We start from the raw sequence: 18,440 nt of genomic DNA, 5'->3' as shown, positions 1-18,440 counted from the left end.
TTAAACAATATATACAGGGTGCATTACATGACAATATAATGACAAAAGACCAACACACGATGTGTTGGTCTTTAATATTATTCGATTGGCGCCCCGATCCAGACGATATAGACGAAGCACACGACGAATGCTATTGCGAAATACATTCCTGTCATAATCAGCAGTTTGGCGAAATCATGTCCATTGTCTTTCATGTGCATGAAATAATAGAACTGAAGAATGACCTGGATAAATGCAAAGCCGAGTACGATCGGAATCGTAAACTGCCCAGGTACATCCGATGCCGCCAGACCGAAAGCCATGAATGTCAGAAATATCATCAAACCGAATGATACCAACTGATGGCGCATTTCTTTAGTACGTTTTGTCCTCAAGTATTCAAGCTGGGTTTTTGTCATAACTTCCTGATTCATTTCTGCCATACTATAACACTCCTAACAGATAAACGATAGTAAAGATGAATACCCATACAACGTCTATAAAGTGCCAGTACAATGAAAAGGTATTTACCTTTGCTGCTGTATAAACGGACATACCGCGTTTAGCATTACGTAAAATGAGCAGTGTCACCCAGATCAGACCGACGATTACGTGGAAACCGTGAGTACCGATCAGGAAGTAGAATGCACTGCCGAAAGCACTCGTACGGAAACTGTGTCCGAGACCGACGTACTCCACAAACTCATAAATCTCCAGTGCAAGGAAACCTGCACCAAGAAGTGCTGTAATTCCAAGCCACAACTGCATCTTCTGGAAATTGTTGTTTCTCATGTGATATATCGCATACACACTTGTCAGGGACGATGTCAAAAGTAACATCGTCATGACAAATGCGAGCGGCAGGTGGAACAGTTCTGCTGCCAATAAATGATCATCGCTCGGTACTGAGTCTTTCAGCGCCAGATATGTCGCAAAAAGCGATGCGAATAAAACAGTTTCACCAGCAAGGAATATCCAAAATCCTACAAACTTATTCTTTCCTTCTGCCGTAGCAGTTTCGGGATGGACCGGCCATCTTTCGCTAGGCACATTGTATTCCAAGTTAGCCATTATTTCGCACCCCTTTCCAATTCTTCAAGATCTTTCTCTATTTCTTCTTTAGTTACATAATAACCGAGGTCGTCTTTCCATGAACGCACACCCATCGAAACGAATGTGATACCCAGTCCGATTACAAGAACAGGCAGTGCCCATGGTTTTGCATCCAAGCCGGATACTGCATCAATCGCCCAATCTTTGCCGTCGGCAAAGTACAGTGCACCGAACGATGCTATGAACAGGCCGAGTGACATGATCAGTGGAATGATCGAGTTGTTCGGCATATGGAAGTCTCCGACTGATTCTGCAGGTATGATCTTGCCGTCTCCCTGCTTCTTCTCGATCCAGTATGCATCCAGTCCACGAACGAGCGGTACCTGCGCAAAGTTGTAATAAGGAACCGGCAGTGGCAGTGACCATTCAAGCGTACGGCCGTCTCCCCAAGGATCCGTTCCAACTCTTTCGTTTTTCACAAGTGTCATTACAATGTTGATCAGCAATAGGATCACCCCGGCGGCCATGAAGAAGGCACCGATGGTGGATATCATGTTGGCTGCGTTATAACCCTGTCCGTCCAGGAAAGTGAACACACGTCTCGGCATGCCCCATAATCCAAGGAAGTGCTGGATCAGGAATGTCAGGTGGAAACCGAACACGAACAGCACGAATGTAATCTTACCGAGAACTTCGTTCAGCATCGTATTGAACATTATCGGCCAGTAGTAGTGGAGTCCTGCAAGGAGACCGAATACTACACCACCAACGATAACGTAGTGGAAGTGGGCCACGATAAAGTATGAGTCATGGTACTGATAGTCTGCCGGTGCAGCTGCCTGCATGATACCTGTCACCCCGCCCATTACGAATGAAGGGATGAATGCAACTGCGTAAAGCATCGGCGTTGTAAACTCTATGCTGCCGCCCCATATGGTGGCGATCCAGTTGAATATCTTAATACCTGTCGGCACTGCGATTGCCATAGTCGCTACTGCGAAAATAGCGTTTGCCGTCGGTCCAAGACCAACTGTAAACATGTGGTGCGCCCAGACCATGAATCCGAAGAAACCGATAAGGACTGTAGCGAATACCATCGCTGAGTAGCCGAATAATCTCTTACGGGCAAATACTGAGAATATTTCAGAGAATATTCCGAACGCCGGAAGTATCAGTATGTACACTTCAGGATGTCCGAATATCCAGAATAAATGCTCCCAGATTATGGTGTTACCGCCGGCTTCTACTATGAAGAAGTTTGAGCCGAACATACGGTCAAACATCAACAGGAAGATACCGATTGTAAGCGGTGGGAATGCGAATACGATTAAAATTGCTGCTACAAGAGTCGTCCATGTGAATAATGGCATTCTCATGTAAGTCATACCCGGTGCTCTCATCGTAATGATCGTTGTTGCAAAGTTGATACCAGTCATCAATGTACCTGCACCTGTGATCTGAAGACCAAGAGCGTAGAAGTTGACGCCGTGTCCAGGTGAGTCGATTGACAGTGATGCGTAGCTTGTCCAGCCCGCATCCGGTGCACCGCCCATGAACCATGAAAGGTTAAGGAAGATACCACCAAGAATGAATAACCAAACTGCCAGTGAGTTCAGGAATGGGAACGCTAAGTCACGCGCCCCGATCTGCAGTGGAACCACTGCGTTCATAAATGCAAATAGTAACGGCATGGCTGCCAGGAAAATCATGGTCGTACCGTGCATGGTGATCATTTCATTGAACAATCCTGCTGATAGGAAGTCGTTGTTTGGAACCGCAAGCTGTAAGCGGATCAACATCGCTTCTATACCACCAAGTGCGAAGAAAAATCCACCAGCGATCAAATACAGGATAGCAATCTTTTTATGGTCGACCGTTGTCAGATATTCCCAGATTACAGAACCAACACCTTTTTTCTGAGTACTTGTCTGTGCCATGTGTTAGTTCCCCTCCTCTTCATCATTTTCTGAAGACTCTTCTTCGCCTTCAGAACCTTCATCTTCTGAAGTGTTTGCCTGTCTTGTTTCTTCAAGCGCTTCGACATCTCCAGAGCCTTCTTCAACAGACAACTCCATCAGGTAAGCTGAAACTGCTTCGATCTCTTCGTCATTCAACTCATAAGCACCTGTCATTTTATTTCCAGGCTTAAGTGACTCAGGATCTCTGATCCACTCTTCTAAGTTTTCTTCATTGTGCTCAAGATAACCGGCGATTAGTTCACGGTCTGCGAAGTTCGTCAGGTTAGGGCCCATTGCGCCTGAACCTGTCGGAGTCGTTGCGTGACAACCCATACATGAGTCAGCAAAGATTTCCTCTCCCGCCTGTGCATCTTCTGATGATGCCTGTACCGGCTCTTCAACAGCCTGCATGTCAGCTAACCACTGGTCGTACTCTTCAGCAGGCAATGCCTGAACTTTAAAGTCCATCAAAGCGTGTGAAGGTCCGCAGAGCTCAGCACATTTACCGTAGAATAAACGATCACTTTCCTGTGCACTATCTTCATCAAATACAAGATAGAAACTGTTGATACCGTCAACGTTGGTATCAAGCTTACCGCCTGCTGCCGGCACCCAGAATGAGTGCTTTACGTCTACACCCATAAGGTTGAAGTAAACTCTTTCATCAGTCGGTACTACCATTTCCTGTGAAGTGACGACTTGTTCTGTTGGATATTCAAACTCCCACCAGTACTGGTAAGCGCGGACGTTGATGACATTTTCCTCAGGATTCACTTCACCTTCGTCAGTCACACTTGCACTAGTATCCGCCTGTTTAAATACCAGATACACTGTAGGAACCGTTAAAATGATAAGTAAGATGATCGGGATTGATGTCCAGATGATTTCCAAAGTGTGGTTTGTTGCCACGTCCTTCGGTTCGAAATCTTCACCTTTCTTACTGCGACGGTTTTTAGCCACTGCAATTGTAAATAATACTGTAACCACTACTACTACCAAAAGCATAATAATAATTGAGAGTATCATTAAGTTAAACTGCTCTTGACCCACTTCACCAGCCGGTCTCAAAGCACTCAAATGATTCTTCCCACAACCAGATAAAAAGACCATAAGGACAGTGATCAATCCTATCCATTTAGCTTTCATCCAATGATTCTTCATGTTTTAACCCCTCTTTCATCCTCTAACTTTATATATTCACGAGTAAGCCGGCAATCACGATCATTACAAAAAATATAACGATGTAATTTAGTGAGAAGACAAATACCCGACCGGCATAGCGGTTATAGTCTTCAATTGGTTTAAACCGGTTCAATGATATGTACAGCCAGGCCACATTTAATGCGGTGGCAAGAAGCACAAACCATAGACCAAGTTCTACCATTAAAACAGGTGTGAACAAAAGAAGTGTTACCCAAAACACAATAGAGCGTCTTGTTCTTTCATTACCCTTTACAGATGGCAGCATTGGAATGGCAGCAAGCTTGTATTCTTCGCTTCTTCTGATTGCTAATCCGTAAAAGTGCGGCATTTGCCAAATGAACATCACGATGAACATCGCCCATGCAATCATATGAAGTCCCGGGTCAATGACAGCCCAGCCGATCAACGGCGGCATCGCTCCAGGCACAGCCCCAATGATTGTATTGGAAACAAAATGTCGTTTCCCAAACATCGAATAAACGACGGTGTAGCCAAATGCTGCGACTAAACCCAGCGTTCCGGCAGTTGGATTAATGGAGAATAACATGATCAGCCCAACGCCTAGGCAGCCGAAACCAATCAGCAAAATCTGCTTTCCTGTAAACGTTCCGTCAATACTTGGACGATCCTTTTTTGATTCCATGATCCTGTCTATGTCTCTGTCATAAAAATTATTCAGCGCACAAACTCCACCTATGACTAAAGCTGTCGCTACAGTCATCAGTAATAATAGTGGTAAGTTCTGAAAAAATGACAAGCTGTAATACATCACAGCTACAAATCCGGCAGCAAATGCTGGAATGAGATTGGACTTTATTATCCCATCTTTTAATAACGTTTTAACTGCTTTGAATGTTATATCATTTGGATTCTGCTTTACAATTTCACTGTAAGCATCACCTTGCATCTCTACGCCTCCTTTCATAACAGAAACATTTAACTCTAATAATAAATTAGTTGGGACACAAATACTATACAATTTCACAATAAAATTGTTACATTTTATATGTTTCATCGATTGTTCATTAAATCTTCATGAACAGTATGTGTCATAAATGATAAACTGACTTATACTTATTTAGAGTGTTTCACATATTGATTTTACCATATATTTAAGAATTGTTAAGAGTAATTCTAAATAATAATATTGCAATGACAACTTCTTTCATATATATTATGGATTCACAAGGTTAATTTCTTAAAGTCTTAATAGAGGTGTGACAATTGTACAAAAACTTAAAAATTGTGGCACTCATAACCACTATAGCCATGGTCTTCGTCCAGGTGGGCGGAGCGCTGGTAACCAAAACAGGCTCCGAAGATGGATGCGGTGATTCCTGGCCGCTGTGTCACGGTGAATTGATACCGAGCAGCTGGCCGATAGATACCATCATAGAAATCGCTCACAGAGGCGTTTCAGGTATAGCCATTATACTGCTTGCCATACTATGTATCATGGCATTGCGGCAAATACCCGAAAAGCGTGAAACCAAATTTTTAGTTGCAGTTTCATTCGGTTTCATCATCATCCAGTCATTGATCGGGGCAGCTGCTGTAGTTGGTATATGGGAAGGCGATTTTGTACTGGCAGCACATTTCGGTATATCGCTAATATGCTTTGCTGCAGTATTCCTATTGACATTACTAGTATTCGAGGTCGACTTAAAATTTGACGCAACCAAATTGAAAGTAGGATCATTTTTAAGATACAATACGATATTTGTAACGATTTACATATATTTCGTTGTTTATTCCGGGGCTTTGGTCAGACACACTGACTCATCCCTCGCATGTCTCAGCTGGCCCCACTGTAAACCTGGGCACATCATGCCGACAAACTTCTACGAAGCAGTCCAGATGGGACACAGAGCCCTCGCAGGAATCGCGATCATATGGATCTTCCTTATCATGATCCACGCAATCAGAAATTACAGCCAGTACCGCGTACTCCATTACGGATGGATCATTGCATTTATTTTAATAGTATTACAGATGATCACAGGGCTGCTCAGCGTATTTACAATGGTCAACATCTTCATTGCGTTGATGCACGCACTCTTCATCACATTACTATTCGGACTACTGTGCTACTTCATCATGTTATTGTCGAGAACAAAATGATATTTAGAATTTTGAATCCAGCCCGGTGACTATATGTTGCCCGGCTGGATTTTTTTGTTTGTATGGAAATGATTAGACGGTATCCGATGGTCGAGATTTAAGCTGATTGGATGTTTAGGAAAGATGCCGTTTAGTTGTTCTCATATTCCTTCCCAACTAAACGTTTCGAGGCTGCAGGCGTTTAGATGATTTCATATTTCTTCCCAACTAAACGTTTCGAGGCTGCTGCCGTTTAGTTGATCTCATATTTCTTCCCAACTAAACGTTTCGAGACGGATGCCGTTTAGATGACGTTAATTTTTACGCTAACTAAACGTTTAGAGATGTCCGCCGTTTAGTTGATCTCATATTTGTTGCTAACTAAACGTTTCGAGGTCGCAGGTGTTTAGGTGACGTTAATTTTTATGCTAACTAAACGTTTCGAGGCTGCAGGCGTTTAGTTGATCTCATATTCCTTCCCAACTAAACGTTTCGAGGCTGCTGCCGTTTAGTTGATCTCATATTTCTTCCCAACTAAACGTTTCGAGACGGATGCCGTTTAGATGACGTTAATTTTTACGCTAACTAAACGTTTAGAGATGTCCGCCGTTTAGTTGATCTCATATTTGTTGCTAACTAAACGTTTCGAGGTCGCAGGTGTTTAGGTGACGTTAATTTTTATGCTAACTAAACGTTTCGAGGCTGCAGGCGTTTAGTTGATCTCATATTCCTTCCCAACTAAACGCTGAGAAAAAATAAATGGTCACTCAGCTCCGAAAAAGCTCCCAAGTGAGCAGCCCCCTGCCATCTCCAACAACACCACATAATAAAAAGACAGCTGAGCTGTGGATAAGCTCAACTGCCTCACTAAAAAATCTTCTGCGCTATTCTACCTGCTTCTCTTTAACCCAGTTGATGATTCCTCCGGCCAGCAGGATATCTTTATGACGGTCATTCAGACCGTGCGTGACTTCGACAGTCTGGCCGGTGCCTTTTATTTCCACTTCGAATGTGTCGTCATTCCTTATATTCTCGTGTATGTTCCTGAATTCAAGCACAGCGCCGGCCTCTATCAATTCATATTCATCATCATTGACGAATGTGAGCGGCAGGATGCCAAAATTGATCAGGTTTTGGCGGTGGATTCTTGCGTAGTCCTTGACCAGCACGACCCGCAGCCCTAAATATCTTGGTGCGAGTGCGGCGTGCTCTCTGCTGGATCCTTGTGCATAGTTGTAGCCGCCGACGACCATATGACCGCCCTTTTCCTTCAGTTCTTTCGCATCGTCTGTGTATGTTTCGTCGACTCTTTCAAATGTGAATTCACTGATTTTTTGAATATTACTGCGGAATGGCAGCACTCTCGATCCGCCGGCGAGTATTTCATCCGTGGACAAATTGTCACCGACTTTCAGCAGTACCTGCAGGTCAAAATTATCCTCGATGGCATCGAAGTCTGGTATCTCTGTAATATTCGGACCTTTATCGAGTTCGATGCCGCTGTTATCTTCAGGTGGCGCTTCCATTAAAAAGTGGTCGATTTTAGGTTCAGGATCGGGTATTTCAGGATATTTCATATCCAGCGTTCTCGGATCTGTAATCTTACCGGCAAGAGCTGAGGCCGCCGCAGTTTCCGGACTGCATAGAAATACGGAATCTTCTATCGTCCCGGAACGTCCGGGAAAGTTTCTCGGCGTCGTCCTTAAACTGTTGTGACCTGTTGCAGGCGCCTGCCCCATACCGATACAGCCGTTGCATCCCGCCTGGTGCAGCCTTGCACCGGCTGACAGGAAATTGGCGATATGTCCATTTTCAACAAGCTGCTGGAGCATCTGCCTTGAGGTCGGGTTGATATCGAAAGATGTTCCTGGAGCAATGACGCTGCCTTTCACAATTTCACTTGCAATCGCAAAATCATGATACCCCGGGTTTGCAGATGAACCGATATAGGACTGGTAGATCGGATCCCCGGCCACTTCACTGACCGGTACCACATTGTCCGGGCTCGTCGGTTTGGCAATCAACGGTTCCAGTTCCGACAAATTGATATGTTCATGTTCATCATACCCGGCACCCGTGTCCGCCTTCAATTCAAACCATTCGTCTTCCCTGCCTTGAGATTTCAAAAACTTCTTCACCGCTTCATCAGAAGGGAATACAGATGCTGTCGCACCGAGTTCGGCACCCATATTCGCAATGACGTGACGGTCCATTGCAGACAGATCATCCAGTCCGTCTCCATAATATTCGATGATTCTTCCCACACCGCCTTTTACACTATGGCGGCGCAGCATTTCCAAAATCACATCTTTTGCACTGACCCAGTCAGGCAGCCTGCCCGTCAGTTCCACACCCATGACTTTCGGCATTTTGATGTAATACGGCTGACCGGTCATGGCAAGCGTGACGTCAATCCCGCCTGCTCCCATCGCAAGCATCCCCATCGCACCATTCGCACACGTATGACTGTCCGAACCGAGCAGTGTCTTTCCGGGCTTCGCAAATTCCTGCATATGAACCGGGTGGCTCACCCCGTTCCCCGGCTGACTATAATGGATGCCGAATTTATTCGAAGCACTCCTTAAAAAGTTATGGTCATCCGGATTCCGGTAATCATCCTGGATCAGATTGTGGTCCACATACTGCGCGGAAACTTCCGTACTCACCTTATCAATCTTCATGGCTTCAAGTTCCAGCATCACCAGCGTGCCCGTAGCGTCCTGCGTCAAAGTCTGGTCAATATTCAGGCCGATGGATTCTCCAGTCTTCATTTCACCGGACACCAGATGGTCCCGAATCAGTTTCTCTGCAACATTCAGCTTCATTTTTAACCCTCCTATGGTTATTTCTTCCTTATTAATATTATTCACTTAACTGGAGATGTTAAACTTACAAACTGAAAACAGTATTTTATTTCAATAAAAAAACACCAGCCACTCATGTGACTGGTGTCTCCACTTATATTAATCTTTCTTTTCAACGAGGACCATGAGGTCATTCGATTCAACACTGTCGCCTTCTTGTACAAATACTTCCGTAACCGTTCCGGCAAATGGTGCTTTCACGGAGTTTTCCATCTTCATCGCTTCTGTAATGATGATGATGTCACCTTTTTCAAAAGTATCTCCGGCTTTGAATTTCATTGAGCTGACCGTACCCGGCATCTGTGCACCGATATGTCCGATTTCTTTCGGATCCGCTTTTTGAAGTCTCGCAACTTTTGATTCCACGCTGTCATCTTTGATCTTGACTTTACGGGGGAAACCATTAAGTTCAAAGTACATCCAGCGGTATCCGTCTTCATGGACGTGACCGATTGATAACAGGTTGACGATTAGCGTCTTACCTTTATCGATGACGATTTCCAGCTCTTCATTTTTACGCATACCGAACAGGAATGTCGGTGTATCCAATCTGTCCATGTTACCGAAATTCTCATTTGTCGTAACAAAGTTTTTGTAGACTTTCGGATACAGGGCGTAGCTCAGTATATCCTGATCTGTCACTTCAGATTCCTGGAACTCTGCAATTTCTTCCCGAAGTGCATCAAAATCGATTGGTTCCATCAATTCTCCCGCACGTTCCTTGAGCGGCTCGGTACCTTTTAACACAAGTTTCTGCAGTTCTTCATTGAAACCTGTCACAGGAATACCGATTTCGCCTTTGAAGAAGCTCACTACGGAATCCGGGAAGTCCAGATGTGCACCGCGTTTGAATAATGATTCCTCATCCAGTTCGTTCTGCACCATGAACAGCGCCATGTCGCCGACAACTTTGGATGATGGTGTCACTTTGACGATATCACCAAAAAGCATATTCACTTTCTGGTACATCTTCTTCACTTCACCGTATCTTTCGCCAAGACCCATTGATTTAGCCTGTGACAGAAGATTTGAATACTGTCCGCCCGGCATTTCATGCTGGTAGATTTCAGTGTGTGGACTCTTGATATCACTTTCGAAGTCCACATAGTATTTACGTACATCTTCCCAGTACTGGCTCAGTCTTTCAAGACCTTCCACATCTGCACGGATGTTTCTCTCCGTACCATCAAGTGCGTATGACAGGCTGTTCGCACTCGGCTGTGATGTGAGGCCGCTCAGCGCACCGAGGGCTGTATCGACGACATCGACGCCAGCTTCAATCGCTTTTGCGTAGGTGAATACGCCGTTACCGCTCGTATCATGTGTATGCAGATGGATTGGCATATTCACAGTCTGTTTCAATTCGCCGATCAGCTCGTAGGCTGCTTTAGGCTTCAGCAGGCCGGCCATGTCTTTTATTGCTAAAATATGCACACCCTGTGCTTCAAGTTCTTTCGCCATGTTCTTATAGTAATCCAGAGTATAGACATTTGAACGTTCCGGATTCAAAATGTCACCTGTATAACAGATGGCGCCTTCTGCGACTTTGCCTGTTTTAAGAACTGCCTGGATCGCAGGCTTCATCGCTTCCAGCCAGTTCAGCGAATCGAAGATTCTGAAGACATCGATACCGTTCTCTGCACTCTCCTGGACGAACTTCTCAACAAGATTATCCGGGTAGTTTTTATATCCGACTGCATTTGATGCACGCAGCAGCATCTGGAACAGTACGTTCGGAATATCTTTTCTGAGTGTTGCCAGACGGTTCCACGGATCTTCTTTCAGGAAATTGTACGCAACATCAAATGTCGCGCCGCCCCACATTTCAAGGCTGAAGGCATCTTTCAGATCATGGGCCGTATATGGTGCGATCTGCTTCATATCATAAGTGCGGATACGGGTCGTCAGCAGCGACTGGTGCGCATCGCGCATTGTCGTATCTGTAATGAGCGTCTCGTCCTGCTCTTTCAGCCATTTGCTCAGACCTTCAGGCCCGCGTGCGTCTAAAATCTGCTTCGTACCGTCAACAATCTCCGGTGTATAGTCCGGTATTCTCGGCGGATCGAAATGAGGCTTTTCCCTCTTTTCCACACCAGGGAATCCGTTTACCGTAATCGTTGAAATATATTCGAGCGTCTTCGTACCTCTGTCCTTCGGTTTTTCAAACTCGAATAATGAAGGCGTCGTATCGATGAACTTCGTCGAATAGTCCCCTTTAAGGAAATCTTCGTTCTCAACAACATTCAGAAGGAACTGAAGGTTCGTCTTGATGCCCCGGATACGCATTTCTTTAAGGCTTCGTCCCATCTTTTCATTCGCATCTTTATAAGTCAGTCCGTGCGTGGACAGTTTTACAAGAAGTGAGTCATAGTATGGTGAAATTTCAGCACCCTGGAAACCGTCGCCTGCATCCAGTCTGACACCAAAACCGCCGCTTGAACGGTAAGCCATTATTTCACCTGTGTCCGGCATGAAATCATTCAGCGGATCTTCAGTTGTAATACGGCATTGTACCGCAAAGCCCATCAGCGGAATGTCTTCCTGCTGCGGCATACCGATATCTTCACTGAAAAGACTCTTACCGTCTGCAACCTGGATCTGTGTCTTGACGATATCCACACCGGTAACCATTTCCGTAATCGTGTGCTCAACCTGAACACGCGGATTGACTTCTATGAAATAAAATTCGCCGTCAGCGACTAAAAATTCAACCGTTCCGGCATTAATGTAGCCGATCTGTTCAGACATATCTCTTGCAGCTTCACAGATCTCTTCACGAAGCTCTTTTGTCAGTCCGACTGAAGGCGCCACTTCAACAAGTTTCTGATGACGTCTCTGCACCGAGCAGTCTCTTTCATACAAGTGCACGATGTTACCGTGTGTATCACCGATGACCTGTACTTCGATATGTTTTGCCTGATCAATATATTTTTCAAGATAGATTTCCGCGTTTCCGAATGATTTCAATGCTTCACTCTTCGCACGGTCATAGCTGTCTCTCAGATTATCATCTTCGTTTACAACACGCATCCCTTTACCGCCGCCGCCTGAAATGGCTTTGATGATGATAGGATAACCATTCTTTTCGATGAATTCTTCAACTTCACTGAAATCGCCGACTGCATCCTTGCTGCCCGGAATGATCGGCAGACCAGTTGAGATTGCAGTTTCACGGGCACGCACTTTATCGCCGAACATTTCAAGGTGACGCACTTCAGGTCCGATGAAAATGATGCCCTCCTCAGCACAACGCGTTGCGAATTCTTTATTTTCACTTAAAAAACCGTAGCCTGGATGTATTGCGTCCACGCCTGCTTTCTTTGCCACTTTGATGATTGCTTCAATATTAAGGTAGCTTTCAGTAGGCGATAAGTCCGGATCAACCAGATATGCTTCATCCGCCTTATAACGGTGCAGCGCACCTTTATCCTCATTACTGTATATTGCGACAGTCGTAATATTGAGTTCTGTTGCTGCTCTGAAAATACGAGTCGCAATTTCTCCCCTGTTCGCAACGAGTAATTTATGTATCTTGTCCATAGAAAATTCCTCCCAAAAGCATAATGAACTTATTATATAATAAAAATCATAAAATTCACACTATTAATTTAAAAATAAAAACCGGCAATCACTGACTGCCGGTTACCCGAACCCTTCTTTTTCTTTCTTTACATGTTTTGCAGCGATGATCAGAAGGCCGATCGCTATTGAAACTGAGAGGAATGAAGACCCCCCGTAACTGAGCAGCGGAAGCGGCACCCCTGTCAATGGAATGATCTTTGAAATCCCGCCGATATTGACGAAAAGCTGAAGTGTGATATACAGTGCCACACCGACACAGATCAGACTGTAAAATTTGTTCGTGGATACTGCAGCATATTTCAAAGCTTTGAATATTAAAACCATGAACAGTATTATTATGAAAAATACGCCGATGAGCCCAAGCTCTTCTGCGAGGACTGCAAAAATGAAGTCGGTGTGAGGTTCAGGCAGATAACCGAGCTTCATCACACCGTCGCCGAGACCCGTGCCGGTCAAACCGCCGTGGGAAATGGCAATCAATGAATTTGTCAGCTGATAGCCTGCCCCCATCGGATCCACAAACGGATTCATGAACGTCTCTATACGTGCAATCTGGTAATCCGATAAAATCTGACCCTGGAACAAGTAGGAAATCAGTATAAGCACTCCGCCTGCTACAGTGATGACAAGCCCTGTTTTCAGGATGAATTTGAGCGGCACACCCGAGTATATGAAGATACCGATGATGATGGCTGCAACAACCATCCATGTACCGAAATCGGTAAGCAGTACGAGACCCGAACATGCGCCGATGAATGTCAGCGGATAAATGTAATCCTGATTCTGCATTTTCGAAAGCGATAACTTCTTATCATATATATATGCCATATAGATGATGACCAGAACTTTGAAAAATTCCTGCGCCTGCAGACTGAATGGACCGATTCCGATCCTGTTTCTCTGTCCGTTGACCACATCACCGAAAAACAATGTGTAGAGCAGCAGCAGCATGATGATGACAATTGCCGTAAGCTGGAATTTTTTATTTTTTAAAATTTCACCCGACATGAAGTAACTCATAAAGAATACTATGAAAAAGCCGAGGATGATGAAAAGTCCCTGTCTTATGTAAAAGTACTCCGGTGAAGAGATGTTGTCATTATTTGCAGCCATGACCATGCTGGAACTGTAAACCATGACGAGCCCTGTCAGACTGAGCAGAACATATATGATGATGATTGTAAAATCTACATATTTGGAATAAGCTTTGACGTAATTGAAAAAATCTTTGACATATTTCACAATGTTCCCCTCATTTAAAAAAAGTCTAAAGATTAAATTTCTTTAGACTGAAGTTTTTCCTCTTGCATATATAAATCATGGACTTTCGAGACTTCTTTTTCCAGGCTTTCCAACAGCTCACGTCCATCTTCTGCATCAACAAGCCCAAGACGTACGGCGAAATTCACTTCTTTGGAAAGTCCGAACATCTGGGTGTCTAAAACTTCCTCGTAGACCGGGCATTGGGGCATCGTCAAATTGTCCATCTGAACTTTAATCAGCTGTACAATACGATCAGCGTCTGCTTCAAGCTGTTCATATGCCTGATGGCGCAATTCTTCTTTCATGGACACACTTACCCCCTCTTTTAACTATAATAAAAATTTTATATCACCACCGTGAAAATTGCAAGGAATCAAAAGACTAGAAATTCATTAATGACGTATTATATCCAACTATATTTTGATATAATGAGAAATATAAGGAGCGATTTTATATGGTTATACAGATTCTGGGAGATATCAAGTTTCAAATTACATTAGATCCTTCAACATGGATTTTTGATGATCGTAAAATTTCTTTGGAAGATGCGCTGGCAGCTGAACAGGATGACGACGGCATTTCATTTTCCGATAATACGGAATGGAACCGTGAGATCATTGAAGGCAGCAGCAAGCCGCCGACTTTGAAGTCAGAAAAGAAGTATAAAAATTCACAGCTGCTGGAAGAAACATTCATCATCAAGCTGGATACTTTCCTCGAGTACACAGAGCCCGAACGCGGCGAAGATGCGATGATTACATATACACATGACGAAGGCACGACAATTCTGCCGTACAATGAACGGAGCAGACACTACGCACAGTTCAGTAAAGACGGCAAGAGAATGTATGATGACAATCTGATCGACCTGGTCATCCTCTCAAATAACAATATTGAAACGAGACTGCAGCATGTCACAGGCATCTCCATAAATTAAAAATCACGCCGGACAATCCGGCGTGATTTTTTATATCAGTTTTCTTTCTGTTTTGGCGGTATATTGCCTGCCCGACGTTCCCTGTGCAGTCTGAATCTGTACAGCCCAAGTACAATCGCAGCAACGATCAAACTTTCCGCAACCGGCAGGAATGCACCGAAGAAAGTTAATACTAAAGCGCCGGCGAACATTGCAATATAGACGATGACATTTTGCCACAGTTTGATCTTACGGGCAAAACCGAGTACATAAACGAGTATGCATAAGGCGAATATTGTGATGAACAGCAGCCACATTCCGGTCTCAGGATTCGTGTCCAGGCCGTAAAGTCTGCCGAAAAAAGTCAAGCGCTCATTTACATTAACTGAAGCACTCGATAATACAGCTGGGAGAAACACTTATACTCACTCCGATTCAAGTCTTATCTTTTCTTTCTTTTGTGAACGTTCTCTTGCGCTTTTATCCAGTATACTCTTTCTCAGCCTTACAGTTTCCGGTGTCACTTCCACAAGCTCATCATCGTTAATAAACTCCAGAGCTTCTTCAAGAGTCATACTGCGCGGTTTTTTCATCGTTGAAGTCTGCTCTTTCGTTGCAGAACGGATGTTGTTTGCCGCTTTCACTTTAGTGATGTTGACAGTCAGGTCGTTATCACGTGAATTTTCACCGACAATCATACCTTCGTAAACATCCGTACCGGGCTCCATGAAGTTCGTACCGCGGCCTTCAAGCTGCAGAATCGCATAAGTCGATGCTGCACCTTTATCAATCGATACGAGCACACCGTTACGTCTGCCGCCGATCTGCCCTTTAATCACCGGACGGTATTCTTCGAATGTATGGTTTAATATACCATATCCACTCGTCATGGACATGAATTCAGTTCTGTAACCGATCAACCCTCTTGCAGGTACTAGAAACGTAATACGCGTCTGGCCGTTTCCGGTGTTCACCATATCCAGCATCTCGCCTTTACGTGCGCCGAGTGATTCGATGACACCGCCTGTATTTGTTTCAGGCACATCAATCTGGACACGTTCAAACGGTTCACATTTTACGCCGTCAATTTCTTTGACGATAACAATCGGCTTGGACACTTGAAGTTCAAAACCTTCACGTCTCATATTTTCTATCAGAATTGATAAATGAAGTTCACCACGTCCTGAAACCACCCATGCATCCGGCTGGTCCGTCTGTTCAACTTTCAATGACACATCCGTCTCAAGCTGCTGATCCAGGCGTTCCTGGATCTGACGGGCCGTAACGTACTTGCCTTCACGTCCTGCGAACGGCGAGTTGTTTACGGAAAATGTCATCTGAAGTGTCGGCTCATCAATTCTGAGTACCGGCATTGCTTCCTGATGGTCCGTCGGTGTCACCGTCTCTCCGACGTTGATATCTTCAAGTCCGGAAAGTGCAATCAGATCGCCCGCCTTGGCGTGCTCGATTTCCAAACGGTTCAGACCGAAGAAGCCGAACATCTTGGTCACTCTGAAGTTCTTTATCTTGCCGTCGTTTTTGATCAGTGAAACCTGCTCGCCGACTTTTATTTCCCCGCGGAATACACGGCCGACACCGATACGGCCGACATAGTCGTTGTAGTCAAGCAGTGCCACCTGGAACTGCAGCGGTTCTTCACTGTTATCAACCGGTGCAGGCACATATTCCAAAATCATGTCATAGATGGACTGCATGTTCTCTTCTTGTTTCTCAGGTTCGGGTTCAAGACTTGCTGTACCATTGATTGCCGAAGCATAGGCGACAGGGAATTCCAGCTGCTCATCATTTGCATCAAGCTCGATGAACAGTTCGAGCACTTCGTCGATGACCGCTTCAGGGCGTGCTGAATCCTTATCGATCTTGTTCACTACCACAAGCGGCTTCAAATCCTGCTCAAGCGCTTTTTTCAACACGAAACGCGTCTGGGGCATCGTACCTTCATACGCATCCACAACAAGGATTACGCCATCCACCATTTTCATGATACGCTCCACTTCGCCGCCGAAGTCTGCGTGTCCCGGCGTATCCAGAATATTTATTCTGTGATCTTTATAATCAATTGCGGTGTTTTTTGCCAAAATGGTTATACCGCGTTCTTTTTCAATGTCATTTGAATCCATCGCACGATCTTCTACATGCTCATTTTCACGAAATATACCAGACTGTTTCAATAACTGGTCTACTAATGTCGTCTTTCCATGGTCTACGTGTGCGATAATTGCAATATTACGGATATCTTCTCTTAAATTCATCAAGACTTTCCCTTCGTTTTTAGAATCTTTTCTTTCCTCAACTGTACCATTATATCACAATAAATCTCTGAATCATATAGCAGTAATTCTATTAAATGACAAGCGATTATGCTATAATCAGAAGAATATTGAACTTTAAAGGAGTACGTGGCAATGGAAAAACCTAAATCAAAACTGATCTTTCTGGTACTTGCTGTTCTTGCCGTTTCCATGATGGTCGCCTTCTCTGTCTTCGCAGCCGAAGCGATGTGGATACCGGCGTTCCTGACCGTCTTAATATTTATCGGTATTTTCGGCGTCGGCTTTACACTCAAGAAAAAATACCGTGAAAACGGCTGGTTATAAAAACTACAAATTTCGTATTTCTGCAGCTTTTTTCCGGCAGAAACCGTATTTCGGCAGAACAGAAATCCATTTTCTGTTCTTTTTTCATGCCCAAAATCAAATTGTTGCATTTTGACGACAATTTGATTGTTATGCACAATAAAGACAGTACAGAAAAGGGGGATAAATGAAATGCGCAAAAAGAATGAAAAGCTTAAAATTTATGAGTTTTTGTACAACCGCTTACCATTCACAGATGATGAAACGAAGGAGTACCAGGCACTGTGCCGCTCCGAGGCCCTGGAAGAAGAATTCGAACAGTATTTACAGGGCATAAACACGACGAACATGGATATTTACTGGCACTCTGAAGTTTTCGTTGACGGCGGCTCTGAATTCGTCCATGTCCTATTGATCACGGATTACTGCTACTACATATTCATTCTTCATGACCTGGAAGGCGGGCATTACATCAACCCTTTCAACATATTGTGCTCGGACAGTCATGAAGCTGTCATGGATCTGAACCGCAGCGAAAAGCTGTATCAGATGTTCAAGTCCCAGCTGATCGACGAAGGAGAATTCCAGCGCCCGATCATCGTCAAATATGTCATGATGAACGACCGCTTCCGATTGAAGACGCGTAAGAGCGATCTCTTCCTGTCGAAAGAAAACCTTCCATACTATTTGAAAGCCATCGAACATTCAGCCGTCATTAAAAATAAAAATACGCCCATGCCTGGCTGACTTGTTTCAGCAGCATACGTACAGCTTCAATATGAACATGTTCACTCCGGGCCTCCGCTGTTCCGGATGCAGGTCGAGCGACCTGACACTGTTCAACAGCAACATCATCCAGTGCAGCGTCTGTCACACCATCGACAGCCTTCATCAGCTGATCGGCGACTATTTCTTCTGCCTTTGC

General features: G+C 44.5%; 16 protein-coding genes. 4 read left to right on the top strand and 12 right to left on the bottom strand.

Annotation, left to right across the window (positions count from 1 at the left end):
- Window positions 1-77 precede the first annotated feature (77 nt).
- Genes ACY8DT_RS11260 through cyoE form a run of 5 tightly spaced genes read right to left on the bottom strand, consistent with a single transcriptional unit; the run spans window position 78 to window position 5,100 of the window.
- Window positions 78-422 carry a cytochrome C oxidase subunit IV family protein gene (locus tag ACY8DT_RS11260; RefSeq protein WP_462420404.1) on the bottom strand — a complete coding sequence of 115 codons (345 nt, stop codon included), beginning with the start codon at window positions 420-422 and terminating at the stop codon, window positions 78-80.
- A gap of 1 nt (window position 423) precedes the next feature.
- Window positions 424-1,050, bottom strand: coding sequence for a cytochrome (ubi)quinol oxidase subunit III (locus ACY8DT_RS11255; RefSeq protein WP_462420403.1), 627 nt, complete (start codon window positions 1,048-1,050; stop codon window positions 424-426).
- Entirely contained in the window at window positions 1,050-2,969 is a 1,920-nt protein-coding gene (locus ACY8DT_RS11250) for a cytochrome c oxidase subunit I (RefSeq protein ID WP_462420402.1), read from the bottom strand. Before ACY8DT_RS11250 ends, ACY8DT_RS11255 begins: the two co-directional genes overlap by 1 nt.
- A gap of 3 nt (window positions 2,970-2,972) precedes the next feature.
- Complete coding sequence (gene coxB, locus ACY8DT_RS11245; RefSeq protein WP_462420401.1) at window positions 2,973-4,151, bottom strand: cytochrome c oxidase subunit II; 1,179 nt, start codon at window positions 4,149-4,151, stop codon at window positions 2,973-2,975.
- Window positions 4,152-4,179: 28 nt separating this feature from the next.
- Window positions 4,180-5,100, bottom strand: a complete 921-nt coding sequence (gene cyoE, locus ACY8DT_RS11240) for a heme o synthase (protein ID WP_462420400.1) — start codon at window positions 5,098-5,100, stop codon at window positions 4,180-4,182.
- Between the two features lie 317 nt (window positions 5,101-5,417).
- Between cyoE and ACY8DT_RS11235 the strand changes: the two genes are divergently transcribed.
- Window positions 5,418-6,314, top strand: coding sequence for a COX15/CtaA family protein (locus ACY8DT_RS11235; protein WP_462420399.1), 897 nt, complete (start codon window positions 5,418-5,420; stop codon window positions 6,312-6,314).
- A gap of 863 nt (window positions 6,315-7,177) precedes the next feature.
- Here the strand turns inward: ACY8DT_RS11235 and ACY8DT_RS11230 are convergent.
- The 4 genes from ACY8DT_RS11230 to ACY8DT_RS11215 all read right to left on the bottom strand — a co-directional run bounded on the left by ACY8DT_RS11230 (window position 7,178) and on the right by ACY8DT_RS11215 (window position 14,307).
- Window positions 7,178-9,118 carry an aconitate hydratase gene (locus ACY8DT_RS11230; RefSeq protein ID WP_462420398.1) on the bottom strand — a complete coding sequence of 647 codons (1,941 nt, stop codon included), beginning with the start codon at window positions 9,116-9,118 and terminating at the stop codon, window positions 7,178-7,180.
- Between the two features lie 138 nt (window positions 9,119-9,256).
- A complete protein-coding gene (locus ACY8DT_RS11225; RefSeq protein ID WP_462420397.1) occupies window positions 9,257-12,697 on the bottom strand; it encodes a pyruvate carboxylase in 3,441 nt (1,146 codons plus the stop codon).
- Window positions 12,698-12,799: 102 nt separating this feature from the next.
- Window positions 12,800-13,981, bottom strand: coding sequence for an FtsW/RodA/SpoVE family cell cycle protein (locus ACY8DT_RS11220; protein ID WP_462420396.1), 1,182 nt, complete (start codon window positions 13,979-13,981; stop codon window positions 12,800-12,802).
- Window positions 13,982-14,013: 32 nt separating this feature from the next.
- The gene (locus tag ACY8DT_RS11215) at window positions 14,014-14,307 is read right to left on the bottom strand and encodes an Fpa/YlaN family protein (protein WP_462420395.1); all 294 of its coding nucleotides are present in this window, start codon (window positions 14,305-14,307) and stop codon (window positions 14,014-14,016) included.
- 149 nt (window positions 14,308-14,456) lie between these two features.
- On the opposite strand from ACY8DT_RS11215, the gene ACY8DT_RS11210 reads away from it, so the two are divergent.
- Complete coding sequence (locus tag ACY8DT_RS11210; RefSeq protein ID WP_462420394.1) at window positions 14,457-14,939, top strand: hypothetical protein; 483 nt, start codon at window positions 14,457-14,459, stop codon at window positions 14,937-14,939.
- Between the two features lie 35 nt (window positions 14,940-14,974).
- Here the strand turns inward: ACY8DT_RS11210 and ACY8DT_RS11205 are convergent, their stop codons facing one another.
- A complete protein-coding gene (locus ACY8DT_RS11205; protein WP_462420393.1) occupies window positions 14,975-15,337 on the bottom strand; it encodes a YlaH-like family protein in 363 nt (120 codons plus the stop codon).
- A 6-nt stretch (window positions 15,338-15,343) separates the two neighbouring features.
- Entirely contained in the window at window positions 15,344-17,194 is a 1,851-nt protein-coding gene (gene typA, locus ACY8DT_RS11200) for a translational GTPase TypA (RefSeq protein ID WP_462420392.1), read from the bottom strand.
- A gap of 150 nt (window positions 17,195-17,344) precedes the next feature.
- Between typA and ACY8DT_RS11195 the strand changes: the two genes are divergently transcribed.
- Entirely contained in the window at window positions 17,345-17,536 is a 192-nt protein-coding gene (locus ACY8DT_RS11195; protein ID WP_462420391.1) for a DUF5325 family protein, read from the top strand.
- Between the two features lie 171 nt (window positions 17,537-17,707).
- Entirely contained in the window at window positions 17,708-18,262 is a 555-nt protein-coding gene (locus ACY8DT_RS11190; protein ID WP_462420390.1) for a hypothetical protein, read from the top strand.
- Here the strand turns inward: ACY8DT_RS11190 and ACY8DT_RS11185 are convergent.
- Window positions 18,231-18,407 carry a hypothetical protein gene (locus ACY8DT_RS11185; RefSeq protein ID WP_462420389.1) on the bottom strand — a complete coding sequence of 59 codons (177 nt, stop codon included), beginning with the start codon at window positions 18,405-18,407 and terminating at the stop codon, window positions 18,231-18,233. The two genes, ACY8DT_RS11190 and ACY8DT_RS11185, sit on opposite strands and share 32 nt — an antisense overlap.
- Window positions 18,408-18,440: the final 33 nt, after the last annotated feature.

The organism is Salinicoccus sp. Marseille-QA3875 (genome assembly GCF_054950095.1).
The sequence above is the reverse complement of the archived record's forward strand: the minus strand, read 5'-3'. Positions and strand labels throughout refer to the sequence as shown.

Bases quoted from the DNA above. Each gene is read 5' to 3' on its own strand.
- ACY8DT_RS11195 (WP_462420391.1), top strand. From the start codon at position 17,345: ATGGAAAAACCTAAATCAAAACTGATCTTTCTGGTACTTGCTGTTCTT.
- ACY8DT_RS11210 (WP_462420394.1), top strand. From the start codon at position 14,457: ATGGTTATACAGATTCTGGGAGATATCAAGTTTCAAATTACATTAGAT.
- coxB (WP_462420401.1), bottom strand. From the start codon at position 4,151: ATGAAGAATCATTGGATGAAAGCTAAATGGATAGGATTGATCACTGTC.
- cyoE (WP_462420400.1), bottom strand. From the start codon at position 5,100: ATGCAAGGTGATGCTTACAGTGAAATTGTAAAGCAGAATCCAAATGAT.
- ACY8DT_RS11225 (WP_462420397.1), bottom strand. From the start codon at position 12,697: ATGGACAAGATACATAAATTACTCGTTGCGAACAGGGGAGAAATTGCG.
- ACY8DT_RS11230 (WP_462420398.1), bottom strand. From the start codon at position 9,118: ATGAAGCTGAATGTTGCAGAGAAACTGATTCGGGACCATCTGGTGTCC.
- ACY8DT_RS11190 (WP_462420390.1), top strand. From the start codon at position 17,708: ATGCGCAAAAAGAATGAAAAGCTTAAAATTTATGAGTTTTTGTACAAC.
- ACY8DT_RS11215 (WP_462420395.1), bottom strand. From the start codon at position 14,307: ATGAAAGAAGAATTGCGCCATCAGGCATATGAACAGCTTGAAGCAGAC.
- ACY8DT_RS11185 (WP_462420389.1), bottom strand. From the start codon at position 18,407: ATGAAGGCTGTCGATGGTGTGACAGACGCTGCACTGGATGATGTTGCT.
- ACY8DT_RS11260 (WP_462420404.1), bottom strand. From the start codon at position 422: ATGGCAGAAATGAATCAGGAAGTTATGACAAAAACCCAGCTTGAATAC.
- ACY8DT_RS11250 (WP_462420402.1), bottom strand. From the start codon at position 2,969: ATGGCACAGACAAGTACTCAGAAAAAAGGTGTTGGTTCTGTAATCTGG.
- ACY8DT_RS11255 (WP_462420403.1), bottom strand. From the start codon at position 1,050: ATGGCTAACTTGGAATACAATGTGCCTAGCGAAAGATGGCCGGTCCAT.